The sequence below is a fragment of the Streptomyces sp. NRRL S-37 genome (assembly GCF_000721605.1).
Taxonomy (GTDB): Bacteria; Actinomycetota; Actinomycetes; order Streptomycetales; family Streptomycetaceae; genus Streptomyces.
This window is the reverse complement of the sequence record NZ_JOIZ01000018.1, coordinates 19,700-33,284: the sequence shown is the minus strand read 5'-3', so window position 1 is coordinate 33,284 and position 13,585 is coordinate 19,700. Positions and strand designations below refer to the sequence as shown.

The 13,585-nt window shown below is 75.9% G+C and carries 14 protein-coding genes; 5 read left to right on the top strand and 9 right to left on the bottom strand.

Annotation, left to right across the window (positions count from 1 at the left end; genetic code table 11):
* Window position 1: 1 nt before the first annotated feature.
* Entirely contained in the window at window positions 2-1,222 is a 1,221-nt protein-coding gene (locus tag IH50_RS0125325; RefSeq protein ID WP_199822132.1) for a lycopene cyclase family protein, read from the bottom strand.
* Between the two features lie 206 nt (window positions 1,223-1,428).
* Between IH50_RS0125325 and IH50_RS0125320 the strand changes: the two genes are divergently transcribed.
* The 4 genes from IH50_RS0125320 to IH50_RS0125305 are packed head-to-tail and all read left to right on the top strand — an operon-like array spanning window position 1,429 to window position 6,246.
* Window positions 1,429-2,715: a polyprenyl synthetase family protein gene (locus tag IH50_RS0125320; RefSeq protein ID WP_030866656.1), complete on the top strand. Its 1,287-nt coding sequence runs from the start codon at window positions 1,429-1,431 to the stop codon at window positions 2,713-2,715.
* Window positions 2,712-4,241 (top strand): phytoene desaturase, encoded by a 1,530-nt coding sequence (locus IH50_RS0125315; protein ID WP_030866652.1) that lies wholly within the window; start codon window positions 2,712-2,714, stop codon window positions 4,239-4,241. The genes IH50_RS0125320 and IH50_RS0125315 overlap by 4 nt, the downstream gene beginning before the upstream one ends.
* The gene (locus IH50_RS0125310) at window positions 4,238-5,239 is read left to right on the top strand and encodes a phytoene/squalene synthase family protein (protein ID WP_030866648.1); all 1,002 of its coding nucleotides are present in this window, start codon (window positions 4,238-4,240) and stop codon (window positions 5,237-5,239) included. Before IH50_RS0125315 ends, IH50_RS0125310 begins: the two co-directional genes overlap by 4 nt.
* Entirely contained in the window at window positions 5,236-6,246 is a 1,011-nt protein-coding gene (locus tag IH50_RS0125305) for a DUF5914 domain-containing protein (protein ID WP_030866645.1), read from the top strand. Before IH50_RS0125310 ends, IH50_RS0125305 begins: the two co-directional genes overlap by 4 nt.
* Window positions 6,247-6,260: 14 nt before the next feature.
* On the opposite strand, the gene IH50_RS0125300 is transcribed toward IH50_RS0125305, so the two are convergent.
* From IH50_RS0125300 to IH50_RS0125270, 7 genes are all read right to left on the bottom strand, one after another.
* On the bottom strand, window positions 6,261-7,139 hold the full coding sequence (locus IH50_RS0125300) for an SDR family oxidoreductase (RefSeq protein ID WP_037872877.1): 879 nt from the start codon (window positions 7,137-7,139) through the stop codon (window positions 6,261-6,263).
* Complete coding sequence (locus tag IH50_RS0125295; protein ID WP_030866640.1) at window positions 7,136-7,609, bottom strand: hypothetical protein; 474 nt, start codon at window positions 7,607-7,609, stop codon at window positions 7,136-7,138. The genes IH50_RS0125300 and IH50_RS0125295 overlap by 4 nt, the downstream gene beginning before the upstream one ends.
* Window positions 7,610-7,654: 45 nt before the next feature.
* Window positions 7,655-9,301 (bottom strand): phytoene desaturase family protein, encoded by a 1,647-nt coding sequence (locus IH50_RS0125290; RefSeq protein WP_030866637.1) that lies wholly within the window; start codon window positions 9,299-9,301, stop codon window positions 7,655-7,657.
* Window positions 9,294-9,800 (bottom strand): SRPBCC family protein, encoded by a 507-nt coding sequence (locus IH50_RS0125285; protein WP_030866634.1) that lies wholly within the window; start codon window positions 9,798-9,800, stop codon window positions 9,294-9,296. The genes IH50_RS0125290 and IH50_RS0125285 overlap by 8 nt, the downstream gene beginning before the upstream one ends.
* 326 nt (window positions 9,801-10,126) lie before the next feature.
* Window positions 10,127-11,002: an oxygenase MpaB family protein gene (locus IH50_RS0125280; RefSeq protein WP_030866631.1), complete on the bottom strand. Its 876-nt coding sequence runs from the start codon at window positions 11,000-11,002 to the stop codon at window positions 10,127-10,129.
* Between the two features lie 52 nt (window positions 11,003-11,054).
* Window positions 11,055-11,321: a hypothetical protein gene (locus IH50_RS0125275; protein WP_030866629.1), complete on the bottom strand. Its 267-nt coding sequence runs from the start codon at window positions 11,319-11,321 to the stop codon at window positions 11,055-11,057.
* A gap of 38 nt (window positions 11,322-11,359) precedes the next feature.
* A complete protein-coding gene (locus IH50_RS0125270; RefSeq protein ID WP_037872888.1) occupies window positions 11,360-12,118 on the bottom strand; it encodes a restriction endonuclease in 759 nt (252 codons plus the stop codon).
* Between the two features lie 169 nt (window positions 12,119-12,287).
* On the opposite strand from IH50_RS0125270, the gene IH50_RS0125265 reads away from it, so the two are divergent.
* Entirely contained in the window at window positions 12,288-12,980 is a 693-nt protein-coding gene (locus IH50_RS0125265) for a GAF and ANTAR domain-containing protein (RefSeq protein ID WP_037872875.1), read from the top strand.
* A gap of 18 nt (window positions 12,981-12,998) precedes the next feature.
* Here the strand turns inward: IH50_RS0125265 and IH50_RS0125260 are convergent, their stop codons facing one another.
* Window positions 12,999-13,580, bottom strand: coding sequence for an AMIN-like domain-containing (lipo)protein (locus IH50_RS0125260; protein WP_030866622.1), 582 nt, complete (start codon window positions 13,578-13,580; stop codon window positions 12,999-13,001).
* Window positions 13,581-13,585 lie beyond the last annotated feature (5 nt).

The following is a 13,585-nucleotide window of genomic DNA, read 5'->3' as shown; positions in this document are numbered from 1 at the left end:
GTCAGGGGCCGTCGAAGGGGCGGCGGGGCAGGGCGGGCAGTTCCAGCGCCGAGCGGAGCATGGGGCCGATGGGGGCGCGCAGGCCGACGGCGAGGTCCTCGTGGAGCCGGGTGCGGCCGTCCAGGAAGCGCAGCAGGCGCCGCATGGGCACCCGGGTGAAGAGGCGGGAGAACAGCGCGGGTCCGTCGGCCCGGCCGCTGTCCAGGGCGCGCAGCAGGACGGCGTCCATGGCCCGGGAGCGGGCCGAGTGGGCAGGGGGCGGTACGGGGACGCGGCCCTGGCGGAGGGCGGTGGCGACCGCCCTGGTCTGCCGTTGGATCCCGGCGAAGGTGTAGCCGGTCGAGGGACGGGTGGCGCCGCCCGCGGCACCGATGCGGAAGACGGAGGCACCGACCCGGCGGGGGATCGGGGCGTCGGTCATCGGGATGACGCCCGTCTCGGTGGACAGGATCCGCAGGCCCCCCAGCCGGAGGACGTCCTCGGTGTACCGCCGTACCGCCGACTCGTAGCCGTCGGCGGTGAGGGGGCGCCGGGAGAACTCGGTGTACTCCACCAGCGCCTCGCGGGGGCCGACGGGCAGGACGTAGCCGAAGGACAGCCCGTCGGCGGGCTGGGGGGTGCGGAAGTCCATCAGGTCGGCGGTCCGGGGGTCGAAGACCGGGTGGGCGGTGCGGACGTACCAGCCGTGGAAGTGCTGCAGCAGGGTGGTGCGGGCGGCCGGCAGGCTGCCCGGGGGGCGCGAGTCGAACACCCAGCGGACCCGCAGAGTGCGGGCGCCGGCGTCCCGCAGCCGGACCAGGGCTCCCCCGGGCACGTCCTCCACGGTCTCAACGGCCGCCTCCAGCCGGCGGACCGCCGGGCTGGAGGCCAGGTCGTGGCCGACCAGGTGCTCGAAGTCGTCGGAGCGGATCATCTTGTAGCGCAGCGGCGCGATGTCCCCCTCGGCCGCCCGGCCGGAGGGGGGACGCACCCGCAGATGCCGCCAGGCCGCCGTGACGGCGGCGTCGAAACGGCCCTCGCCCGCTTCCCAGAAGCACCAGGTGCGGCGCGGGGGACGCAGCGGGCCGGGCGGGGCGTCCACCAGGACGACCGACGGCGCAAGGGTCCCCGGCACGGTCCGTGACAGGCGGTGGGCCAGGGACAGTCCGGCGGCTCCCGCCCCGACGATCGCCACGTCGGCGTCCAGCACGACGGCACGCTCCTCCCGCTCATCGGCACCCATGTCCAGCATTCCTGCCTGTGTGCCCGTTCGGATGCGGGTCACTCGAAGGTGTGAGGAACCGCTTCCGGTGAGACAGGGCGCGCAGGGGGAAGGCATGCGGCGGCGGTTCGCCGGACCGTTTTTGTCCGTACCGCGTCCGCACGCGGTACGCGGGCGGAAAGGCACCGGGCACGGAACGATCGGCGTTCAGGACGAGAGGAACCGGGATGGGCCGTACACAGGCGCAGGATCACGACCCGGCAGGGCCGCGGCTCGTCGGGGGGCCGGTGCCGGTGTCGGCACCCGGCCCGCCGTACGGCACGGAGCACCCCCTGCCGCCGCCGGACACCGAGGACGCGTCCGCCGTGGACCGGGACGTGTCCGGCGCGGTCGGCCGTGTGCTCGATCACGTGCTGGCCGACCGGGTGGCCCGCGCACATGACGTGGACCCGTTGTTCGGCGACGACGTGGCCGGACGCGTCGCGCACTTCACCCGTACGGGCGGCAAGCGCACCCGCTCGCGTTTCCTGTGGTGGGCGCTGCGCGCCTGTGGCGGCGAGGGCGCCGCCACGGTCGGGGCGGCCCTGCGGATCGGCGCGGCGCTCGAACTCCTGCAGACCTGCGCGCTGGTCCACGACGACGTGATGGACGGCTCCGCGCTGCGCCGTGCGCGGCCCACACTCCACGTCGACGTCGCCGCCCAGTACGCGGACGCGGCACCGGCCGGACGGGCCGGACGCCTCGGCGACGGGACCGCGATCCTCGCCGGCGATCTGGCGCTCGTATGGGCCGACGACCTCCTGGCCGAGACGCCGCTCGAAGGGGACGCCGGGCGGGCGGTGCGCCGGCTCTGGAGCGACATGCGCACGGAGATGGTGGCCGGCCAGTACCTGGACCTGCACGGCCAGGCGACGGGGGCGCGGTCCCTGCCGCGCGCGCTGCGCGCCGCCCGGATCAAGAGCGCCCTGTACTCGGTCGAACGGCCGATCGCCCTCGGTGCCGCGCTCGCGGGCGCGGACGACGGCACCGCGGCGGCCCTGTGCGCGGCCGGGCGCTGTGTGGGCACGGCGTTCCAGCTCCGCGACGATCTCGACGACGTCTTCGGTGATCCGCGGCGCACCGGCAAGCCGACGGGCGGGGACATCGGCGAGGGGAAGCAGACCTGTCTGGTGGCGGTCGCCCACGCGCGGGCCGAGGCGGCCGGCGACCGCCGGGCCCTGGACGTACTGGACCGCTCGCTCGGCCGCGGCACGCTCACCGAGGAGGGGCTGGAGGAGGTGCGGGAGGTGCTGACGGGCACCGGGGCGCGGAGCGCGGTCGAGGCGATGATCGGCCGGCTGGTGGCCCGGGGGCTGCGGCACATCGACGGTGCCCTCCTCGATCCGCACGGCGGGGAGCGGCTGCGGCTGCTGCTGGCCTCCGCGGCCGGTGAGGGGCCACCGCGGGACGCGCACCCCCGCGGCACCCGGCCGGGGCCCGCGCGGGCGGCCGGCGGCCGGAAGACCGGCCGGTGACCCGCACCGTGACGGGCCGCACGGATCATGTCGTCGTGGTGGGGGCCGGCCTGGCCGGACTGTCGGCGGCGCTGCACCTGCTGGGCGCGGGCCGCCGCGTCACCGTCGTCGAACGGGACGCGCTGCCCGGCGGACGGGCCGGGCGGACGGTGCTCGACGGGTACCGGCTCGACACCGGGCCCACCGTGCTGACCATGCCCGACCTGGCCGACGAGCCGTTCGCCGCGGTCGGCGACAGTCTGCGGAAGCGGGTGGAGCTGGTCCCGCTGCACCCGGCGTACCGGGCCCGCTTCGCCGACGGCAGCAGCCTCGACGTGCACACCGGGGCCGAGGCGATGGCCATGGAGGTCGAGCGGTTCGCCGGCGCCCGTGAGGCCGCCGGCTATCTGCGGCTGCGCGACTGGCTGGAGCGGCTGTACCGCGTCCAGACGCACCGCTTCATCGACGCCAACTTCGACTCCCCGCTCGGCCTGCTGAACGCCGACCTCGTACGGCTGGCGGCGCTGGGCGGTTTCGGGCGGCTGGACGCGCGCATCGGGCGGTTCCTGCGGGACGAGCGGCTGCGCCGGGTCTTCTCCTTCCAGGCCCTGTACGCGGGCGTCCCGCCGGCCCGGGCGCTGGCCGCGTACGCGGTCATCGCCTACATGGACACCGTCGCCGGCGTGTACTTCCCGCGCGGCGGGATGCACGCGCTGCCGCGCGCCATGACGGACGCCGCCGCCGACGCGGGCGCCGGCCTGCGGTTCGGCCACGAGGTGACCCGGCTGGAACGCTCCGGCGGGCGGATCACCGCCGTCGTCACCGACCAGGGCCGCATCCCCTGCGACGCGGTGGTCCTCACCCCCGACCTGCCCGTCGCCTACGCGCTCCTCGGCCGCGCGCCGCGGCGCCCTGTACGGCTGCGGCACTCCCCCTCCGCGGTCGTGCTGCACCTCGGCACCGACCGGACCTGGCCGCAGCTGGCGCACCACACCCTCTCCTTCGGCGCCGCCTGGCGCACCACCTTCGACGAGCTCACCCGCACCGGCCGGCTGATGAGCGACCCGTCGCTGCTCATCACCCGGCCCACCGCGACCGACCCGTCCCTCGCCCCGCCGGGACGCCATCTGCACTACGTCCTCGCCCCGTGCCCCAACACCGACATCGGTCCTGGCCCGGCCGCCTGGACGGACCTGGCGCCGGGCTACCGGGACGCGCTGCTGCGGGAGCTGGAGCGGCGCGGGCTGGCCGGGCTCGGGGCCGCCGTGGAGGCGGAGTGCGTGGTGACGCCCGCGGACTGGCACGCGCGGGGGCATGCGGCCGGCACGCCGTTCGCCACGGCCCACACCTTCGCCCAGACGGGCCCGTTCCGGCCCCGCAACCTGGTCCGCGGCACCGAGAACGCCGTACTGGCCGGCTGCGGTACCACCCCCGGTGTCGGCGTGCCGACCGTGCTGCTGTCCGGGAAGCTGGCCGCGGCACGGATCACCGGCGGCCCGCGGCCGCCGCGTCGCCCCCTCACCCCCACGCAGGAGGTCCCCGTATGACCGACCGTGAACTCGACGCGGCCGGCGTCACCGATCCGGTGCTGCGCGAGGCCTACCGCCACTGCCGCGCGCTCAACGCCCGGCACGGCAGGACATACTTCCTCGCCACCCGGCTGCTGCCCGTCGAGCGGCGCCCCGCCGTGCACGCCCTGTACGGCTTCGCCCGCTGGGCCGACGACATCGTCGACGCGCTCGGCACGGGGGCGGACACCGCACGCCGGGACGCCGGACTCTCCGCGCTCCAGCGGGAACTCGACAAGGGCCTGCGGGACGGGAACAGCACCGAACCGGTGGTGCGGGCGGTCGCCGACACGGCGCGCCGGTACGGCATCGACCACGGGCACTTCGCCGACTTCATGACCGCCATGCGCTCCGACCTGGTGGTCACCGACTACGCCGACTACGCGGCCCTGCGCCGGTACACGCACGGTTCGGCGGCGGTCATCGGACTGCAGATGCTGCCCGTGCTCGGCACGGTCGTCCCGCGCGAGGCGGCCGCGCCGCACGCCGCGGCCCTCGGGGTCGCCTTCCAGCTCACCAACTTCCTGCGGGACGTGGGCGAGGACCTCGACCGGGGGCGGGTGTACCTGCCCGCGGACCTGCTCGCCGCGCACGGCGTCCACCGGGCGCTGCTGCGCTGGTGCCGGGAGACCGGCCGCCACGACCGGCGGGTCACCGCCGCGCTGAGGGAGTTCGAGGCGCTGACGCGGGGCGTGTACCGGGAGGCGGCACCGGGGCTCGCGATGCTGGAACCGGTGTCCCGGCCGTGTATCCGCGCGGCGTTCGTGCTGTACGGCGGGATTCTGGAGGCGGTGGCGCGGGACGGCTGGTCGGTGCTGCACCGGCGGGCGGTGGTGCCGCGCCGGCGCCGTGCCGTGGTGGCCGCGGACGGGCTCGCCCGGGTGGCCGCCGCCCGGCTGCGGGCCCGCGGCGGCGCCCGGCGCCCGGACGCCCGCCCGCTCACCCCGTGCCCGCCGGTTCCCGGGGAGGCCGCGTGAGCACCGGATCCAGGAGGGAGCGCCGCCGCCTGCCGCTGTCCCTGCGCCGGCGCCCGGTGCCGTGGGAGCGGCAGCGTCCCACCTGGCGCGAGGCCCGGCCCACCGTCATCGCCGGGGCGCTGAAGCGGGCGCAGGCGCGTCCGTCCGGCAACTGGTACGTCGTCGGCGCCTCCCGCGACATGGGCGGTGACCGTCCGCTGGCGCGGACCGTGGCGGGGCAGGAGGTGGTGGTGTGGCGGGACACGGCCGGCCGTCCGGTCGCCGGGCCCGGGATCTGCCCGCATCTGGGCGCTCCGCTGCGGGACAGTCCGGTGCGCTGCGGCACGCTGGTGTGCCACTGGCACGGACTCGCCCTGGACGGCGGGCCCTTCGCGGGCTGGGAGCCGTTCCCGGCGTACGACGACGGCGTCCTGCTGTGGGTCCGGCTGGACGCGGTGGGCGGCGAGGCGCCGCTGGACGCGCCGGTGGTGCCGCCGCGGCCGGACCCGGCACGCGCCCTGACGGCGGTGTACACCGGTGCGGGGGTCTGCGAGCCCGAGGACGTCGTGGCCAACCGTCTGGACCCCTGGCACGGGGCCTGGTTCCACCCCTACTCGTTCGTCGACCTCACCGTGGCCGGCGCGCCGGACGGGAGCGGGGACGGGGACGGCTTCACCGTGGACGTGTCCTTCAAGGTGGCGGGGCGGCTGGTGGTCCCGGTGCGGGCGGTGTTCACCGCCCCCGAACCGCGCACGGTCGTCATGCGCATCACCGAGGGCGAGGGGGTGGGGTCCGTGGTGGAGACACACGCCACTCCCCTGGGGTCCGACGACCGCGGGCGGCCCCGGACTGCGGTCGTCGAGGCGGTGGTGGCGGCGTCCGGCCGTCCGGGATTCGCCCTGGCGCGCGGTGCGGCGCCGCTGCTGCGTCCGCTGGTACGGGCCGCCGCCGGGCGGCTGTGGCGCGACGACCTGGCCTACGCGGAGCGCCGCTGGTCGTTGCGTTCCTCGGGGCGTTTCCCGGGCTGAGCGGACGCACCCGGTCAGGTGCGTGTCCGGGCCCGGTCGGCCTCGCCGCCGGCGCCGAGGAGCCCGGTGTGCCGCATCGGGTCCTCGGCCTCCAGCCGGGCCAGTTCCCGGCGGGCCACCCGCAGCACGACCGGGGGCAGCGCGGCACGCGCCGCCTGGGCCAGGCGCAGCCAGCGGGGCACGTAGACGGCCGTGCTGCGGTGTTCCACCGCGTCGGCGAGCCGGGCGGCGACCTGGTCCGCCGGGTACAGGCGCCGGGCCGGCGGCGGCATGTGGCCGCGCAGCTCCCGCAGCACGGGGTGGCGGTCCGCGTCGCGGATCATGTCGGTGTCGGTCCAGTTCACGTAGCCGATGCCGACGGCGACGCCGTGGTGCGCCACCTCGGCGCGCAGGGAGTGGGCGAAGGCCTCCACGCCCGCCTTGGAGGCGCAGTAGGCGCTCATCATCGGGGCGGCGCCGATCGAGGCCAGCGAGGCGACCTGGAGGTGGTAGCCCTTCGTCGCCAGCAGGTCCGGCAGGAAGGCGCGGGCGGTGGCCGCGCTGCCGGTGAGGTTGACGTCGATCACGCGGCGCCACAGGGCCGGGTCCGAGGTGACGAACGGGCCGCCCTCCGCGACGCCGGCGTTGGCGACGACGGCGGAGGGGGTGCCGAGGTGCGTCCTGACCTGTTCGGCGGCCCGCTCCAGCGCGGCGTCGTCGGTGATGTCGAGCTCGCCCGCCCACGTCCGCGTGGGCAGGCTCTCCGCCACCGCCTCCAGCCCGGACCGCTCGTGGCCGAGCAGCGCGATCCGGGCGCCGCGCCCGGCGAGGTCGCGGGCCAGGGCGGCGCCGATCCCGCGTGCGGCGCCCGTGACCACGACGGTACGGTCGCGCAGCGGGCCGCCGCCGCTCACCGGTCGTCCCCTTCGCCGGGCCGCGGGCCGGTGCCGGGGCGGGCGGTGTGGTCGGGGTGGCCGGCGGTCCGGCGGGCCTCCTTCATCTCGGCCTCGTAGAGGTGGTCCCGGCCGTCGGCCAGTTCCTCGACGGCGGCCTGCTCGAGCTCCTTGAACGGGCGGTAGTACGTGGTGTCGTAGGCCTCGACGATCTGGAACGTCCAGTGTCCGGGGATCACGTTGCGGCCCAGCACCTGGGTGCGCACCGTCTCCGCCCAGTCCGGGTGCCCGGCCTTGCGCAGCAGTTCGACCGCCCGGTCGAGTTCGAGGTCGGCGGTGCCGGTGAGCTGGTGGAAGCTGTAGAGGTGGCCGCGGGCCCGCTCGGTCGTCTCCAGTGCCTTCGACAGTGAGCCGAGCGCCTCCACCGTCTCGTCGCTCACCCCTTCGGGGCGCCGGTGGGCGAGGTCGGGGCCGTCGTCGTGTGAGGTCATCGTCCCGTCTCCGTCGGTCGTGGTCGTGGGGGTCGTGCGCGCCGGTCATCCACCGCCGCTGCCGCCCGCGCCGGGTTGCCGGCGGCCGGTGCGGTCACGGCGGGCCAGCAGCCGCTGCGCCCCGGCCAGTCCCGGCGCGAGGGACCGGCGCAGCGCGGCGCGTGCGGCGTTGGCGCCCGGCGCGCCGTGCACGCCGCCGCCCGGGTGGGCGCCGGCGGACGCCAGGTACAGGCCCTTGACGTGGGTCTCGGGGCGCCCGGTGCCGGGGGTCGGGCGGAAGAAGAGCTGCTGGTGCATGGCCGTGGTGCCGCCGTTGATGGCGCCGCCGCGCAGGTTCCGGTCGAGGGCCTGGAGGGTGGGCGGGGCGAGGACGCGCCGGGCCCTGATCGTGGACCGGAAGCCGGGCGCGAAGCGTTCCACCTGGCGCTCCACGCGGTCGGCCATGAGCTCCTGCTCCTTGGGGTCCCAGGCTCCCGTGAGCGAGTCCCCGCCCGCGTCGCCGGTGACGTCGTGGGGCACGTGGGTGTAGGCCCACGCGGACTCGGTGCCCCGCGGGGAGCGGGACGGGTCGGCGGTCGTCATCTGGCCGAACAGGCAGAAGGGGCGGTCCGGGACGGTGCCGGTGGCGAGCTGGGCGGCGAAGCGGGTGAGTTCGTCGAGGCCGTCCGCGAGGTGGACGGTGCCGGCGCCCGCGGCCTGCTCGCAGCTCCAGGGCACCGGGCCGTCCAGCGCCCAGTCGACCTTGAAGGTGGCGAAGTCCCACTGGAAGCGCCGCAGGTCGTCCAGTGTCTGGGCGGGAACGTCCTCGGGGCCGAGGAGTTCGCGGTACAGGGCGGGCACGGCGACGTCCGCGAGGACGGCGCGGCCTGCCGCGAACGTCTCGCCGTCGGCCGTGCGCACCCCCGTCGCCCGGCCGTCGCGTACGAGGATCCGGTCGACGTGTCTGCCGCAGCGCAGCACCCCGCCGCGCGACTCCAGCCGGCGTACCAGGGCCTCGGTGAGGGCTCCGGCGCCGCCGGCCGGCACGGGGAAGCCGTAGGTCTGTCCGAGCATCGTCATCAGCCAGCCGAAGCCGCCGCTGCCCGCGGCCTCCGGTGCCAGGTCGGCGTGGAGGGCGTTCCCGGCCAGCAGCAGCCCTCCGCCCTCGCCCCGGAACTCCTCCTCCGCCATCCGGCGCACCGGCAGGACCAGGGTGCGCGCCATGCGCAGCCCGCCCGTGCCGCGCAGTTTGACGGCCAGCCGGAGCCCGGAACGGACGGGCGGGAAGGGGGTGAACAGGGCGTCCAGGAGGTCCGGCCTGAGGTTCTCCCACATGTCGTGCAGACGGTGCCAGGCGGCCCCGTCGCCCGGTGCGAAGGCCTCCAGCGAGTCGGCGGTGACGTCGACGCGACGGTCGAGGACCGCGCACCGGCCGTCGCTCAGGGGGTGCGCGACCACGTGCGGGGCGTGGCTCCAGCGCAGCCCGTGACGCTCCAGGCGCAGTCCGGAGACGACCGGGGAGGCGGCGGCGAGCGGGTAGAAGGAGCTGCAGAGGTCGCTGACGAACTCGGGGTCGGTGCCCCGGTCGTGGCGTACGGCCCCGCCGGGCTCCGGCTGTTCCTCCAGCACCTCGACGCTCCAGCCGGCGTCGGCGAGCAGGTTGGCCGCGACCAGTCCGTTGGGGCCGGCCCCGATCACCACGGCGTCAGGCACGGGCGCCTCCCTCGCCGGGGGCCGGTGACACCACCTGGCCGAGGGGGCGGCGCCGCTCGGTCTCGGCCGCGTCGGTCTCACAGATCTTCGCCAGTCTGGCGAGCATGGCGCGGTGGCGGATCTGGATCAGGGCCTCCACGGCCACGTTGTGCACCGTGCCGCCGGCGCCCCGCAGGGGGTGTTCGTCCACGATGACCAGGCAGTGGTCGCCCCAGGGGCGCAGTTCGATGGCGATGCGGGCGGTGCCGAGGGGGCCGGCCTTGGCCTCGAGTTCCAGTACCTCGCCGGGCGCACAGCGCCGGACGACGGTCTCGTTGGTCAGGTGCAGGGGGCCGAGGCGGACCTCGTAGCCGATCGCCGAGCCGAGGCGCGGCCACTGTCCGCGTACCGGTTTCGACGAGGAGGTGCCCACGACCCAGTCCGCGTACCGGGTGCCGTCCTCCAGGACGGACCAGACGGACTGCGGGCTCGTCCTGATCAGGTGATGGCGGACCGCCACTTCGGCCTCCCGTGTCCGTGAGTGATGTCGGTCTGCACTGAGTGCCCCTCCTCGGTGAGGTCAACCGGGGGCGTGGCCGGTGCTTGCGGGTGTCCCGTGCTGGTGGGCCGGGGGGCGCGCGGCCCGGCGTTTGCGAGGTGCCCCTTGTCGGTGTGGGCCGGGGGCGGGGTTGCGCGGCCCGGCGTTTGCGGGGTGCCGTCGCGCCCACCCGTGCCGCCCTGCGGCACGACTGCCCGCGGCTGGCGCGGTCGGCGCGGCTGACGCGGCTGACGCGGCTGGCGCGGTCGGCGCGGCTGGCGTGGTCGGCGTGGTGAGTGTGTTCGGGGTCAGGGGGGCGTGTCGTGGGGCGGGGTCAGGGCCCAGCGGATGACCGCGGTGACGGTGGTGCCGAGGGGGCGTACGCAGACGCCCTCGGCCGGGGGTATGCGGGGCAGCCACAGCGCGCGGGAGGCCCAGACGGGGAGCAGGGAGACCGAGTTGGCGGCGAGGGCGCCGTACGGCAGTCTGGCCAGCAGGGGGACGGGCGGGCGGAGCAGCAGGAAGCGGGCGGTGGAGCGGGCCTCGGGGGTGGCGCGCAGCTCGCCGCGGTAGGCGGCCAGCCGCTCGGCGAGTCCGGCCCGGTCGACCGGCGGGTCGGGCACGCCGAGCGCGGTGGCGATCCTCGCCATGTCGGCGACGTACGCGTCGCAGCCCTCCTCGTCCAGGGGACGGGCTCCGTAGCGCTGGTGGGCGCGCAGGAACATGTCGACCTCGGCGATGTGCACCCAGCACAGCAGGCGGGGGTCGGACGCCCGGTACTCCTCGCCGTCGGCGGTGGTGCCGCGCACCGTCTCGTGGACCGCCCGCACCCGGTCGACGGCCCGCTGGGCGCTGTCGGCGGTGCCGTACGTGGTGACGGCGAGGAAGGTGCTGGTCCGCTGGAGGCGCCCCCAGGGGTCACCGCGGAACCCGGAGTGCCCGGCGACGGCGGCCATGGCCAGCGGGTGGAGCGACTGCAGCAGCAGGGCCGACAGCCCGCCGATGAACATCGACGCGTCCCCGTGCACCCTCCTGACCGGCCGGTCGGGGCCGAACCAGCGCGGGCCGGGCGTGTCGTGGATGCGTGTGCGGTTGTCCGGGCCGTCCGGTCCGGCGACCCGGGAGAAGATCGCGTGACCGATCCGGTCGCGCAGCAGCGAGCCGCCTTCCGTCAGCAGTCCCATGGCCCGCTCCGTCTCCTCGCGTCCGGGACGCCCCGGGTACCCGGCCGGACGGTCAGGGAACGTCGCCCCTCCAGTCGTACACCCGGGCGCCGGTGTCGCGGGGCGCGTACACCGCGCGTCCGCCCGCGCCGTAGCGGCCCATCTCGGTGGGCAGGCCGACGCCGTGCCTCAGTTCCGTCTCGCTGCGGCCGGTGACGTCCAGCAGCAGACCGTCCAGCGGGCCCCCGGCCAGCTCCACGTACGACCTCCCGTCGCGCGGGCCCGGATCGTCGTGGTCCGCGCCGTAGACCCTGCCGCGCATGAACTCCCGTTCGTCCATACCGGCAGGATGGCATCCGGCACTGACAGCAGCCGGGCCTACGCCTCGTACACGCCCGCCGCCCAGGGTTCCGGCGCCCGTCCCCCGCTCCAGGCGAGCAGGGCGTCGCGGTTCACGCACACGATGCCGCACTGCTCGGCGTACTCGACGGCCGGCGCGGTGAAGTCGCTGGTGGTGACGACGAGGGCGACGTCCGCCTCGTGGACGGTGAAGCAGGTGCCGCCGAAGCGCTGGAGGTCCTGCGAGCCCACCTTGTTGTCGTCGCCGTAGCGCTTGCACTGGACGACGAGGCGACGGCCGTCGGGGGTCAGGGCCGTCACGTCGGCGCCCAGGTCCCCCGCTCCCCCGACGACCTCCACCCGCGTACAGCCGTCCCGCACGCACAGCTCGGCTATCGCCGCCTCGAACTCATCGGGGTCCAGGAGGGCGTAGTCGTACGTCTCCCCGGGGGCCTGGACGCCGTCGTCGTACGCGCGGGCCGGCGCCGGTGCCGGTGTGTCCAGGGCGTCGAGCGCCGTCGTCGTGGCCTGTTCCAGGGCCTCGCCCGCCCGGCGGGCGATCCTCGCCGCGGACAGCCGCCGCCGTCTGCGTCCGTGGGCCAGCAGAGTCGCGACGGCCACGCACAGCAGGACGACGACCCACACCGGGCGCCGCTGCACGGCCGGGGCCAGCGCGCGCGCCGCGAAGCCGGCGGCGATCAGGGCGGTGGCGAGCAGGCCGAAGAACACGGCCGTGGCCCGCAGGTCGAAGCGCCGCCCGCAGTGTGTCGGACGCGTACGGCGCTGGGGCATGGTCACCATGGTGGTTCCTCTCTCTGGCGGCCGGTACGGAGTGCGCCCGGGGTCCCGCGGACCCGCGAAGATCACGTACGCCGTCTGCCCCGGATCGGGCCGTTCACCGGCGTGCCGCACAACGGCGCGGGGTAGGGGCGGTGTGTGCTGACCGCAAGAACCAGGGAGGCGGACGGTGGACTGGCGGAATTTCGCCCGGCAGATGGCCTCCATGGCGCGTGATCTCCTGGCCGAGCACACCCTCGACTCGACCCTGGAGCGGATCTCGCGCACAGCGGTGGAGCTCGTCGACGGCTGCGACGCCTCCGGGATCCTCGTCCTGCGGGGGGACCGGGTGAGTTCGCTGGCGCCGACCGAGCAGCTCGTGGCCGACAGCGACCGCCTCCAGGAGCGTCTGCGCGAAGGCCCCTGCTTCGACGCGGCCCGGCCCGACCGGGCCGAACGCGTCTTCCGCATCCCCGACTTCACCGCGGTCCCCGAACGCTGGACGTCCTTCGTGCCGCGCTGCCGGGAGCTCGGGGTGGGCAGCATGATGGGTTTCCTGCTGTACACGCGGGAGGAGGAGCTGGGGGCCCTCAACATGTACTCCCGCAGGCCGGGCATGTTCACCGAGGACAGCGAGACGGCCGGCTGGCTGCTGGCCTCCCACGCGGCGGTCGCCTTCTCCACCGCCAGGGCCGACGCCCAGCTGCAGGACGCCATCGCCACGCGGCATCTGATCGGCGAGGCGATGGGCATCCTGATGGGCCGCCACCGGGTCACGGAGGACCAGGCCTTCGACATCCTGCGCACCCGGTCCCAGCGCACCAACACCAAACTGCGCGAGGTGGCGCGCCAGGTCTGCGAGACGGGCGGCCCGCGGCGGTGACCGTCCGACGGCAGGCGCTCAGCGGCCGCCGGTCCAGTCGTGGGCGACGTCGATCACGAGACGGCCGTCGAACCGCAGTACCCGGAACGGCAGCCGCGCCCGCACACCAAGCCCGATCTGGGTCTCGCCCTCGAAGCTGCCGGCGAACCGCGCGTCCCTGAACGTGCGGTACCCGGTGAGGTCCACGCCCGGCAGAGGACGTCCGGCGCGCGCGGGGTAGGTGGGCTCGCCGGTCTCGGGGGCGTACGCGGGCGCGGCCACCCGCACCTCGAGGACGGCGCCGCCGGAGACGGGGACGTGCCGGCCCGATCCGTCCTGGTGAAGGCGGTCGACGTACCGGACCGAGTAGCCGATGCCGCCGAGGGGGGCGCCGGGCAGGTCGACGACCATGCGGTCGTAGCAGGCGTGCCGTCCGGTCCTGACGTCCCGTACCGGTGTGGCCGTGCTGTCGGAGCCGGCCTTGGGCAGGCTGCCCCAGTCGGCCTGGCACGCCGTGGCCCGGGCCGCCGTCGGCTGGCCGGCGACGGCCGGGACGGCCGCCGTGGTCAGCGCGGCGCCCACGAGCACGAGAGTCGCACAGATTGTTCTCTTTCGAAGCATTTTCT

What these genes read in the sequence shown, in the direction of transcription:
- IH50_RS0125325 (WP_199822132.1), bottom strand. Translation starts at nt 1,222, where the DNA reads ATGGGTGCCGATGAGCGGGAGGAGCGTGCCGTCGTGCTGGACGCCGAC.
- IH50_RS0125295 (WP_030866640.1), bottom strand. Translation starts at nt 7,609, where the DNA reads ATGACCTCACACGACGACGGCCCCGACCTCGCCCACCGGCGCCCCGAA.
- IH50_RS0125310 (WP_030866648.1), top strand. Translation starts at nt 4,238, where the DNA reads ATGACCGACCGTGAACTCGACGCGGCCGGCGTCACCGATCCGGTGCTG.
- IH50_RS0125260 (WP_030866622.1), bottom strand. Translation starts at nt 13,580, where the DNA reads ATGCTTCGAAAGAGAACAATCTGTGCGACTCTCGTGCTCGTGGGCGCC.
- IH50_RS0125275 (WP_030866629.1), bottom strand. Translation starts at nt 11,321, where the DNA reads ATGGACGAACGGGAGTTCATGCGCGGCAGGGTCTACGGCGCGGACCAC.
- IH50_RS0125320 (WP_030866656.1), top strand. Translation starts at nt 1,429, where the DNA reads ATGGGCCGTACACAGGCGCAGGATCACGACCCGGCAGGGCCGCGGCTC.
- IH50_RS0125280 (WP_030866631.1), bottom strand. Translation starts at nt 11,002, where the DNA reads ATGGGACTGCTGACGGAAGGCGGCTCGCTGCTGCGCGACCGGATCGGT.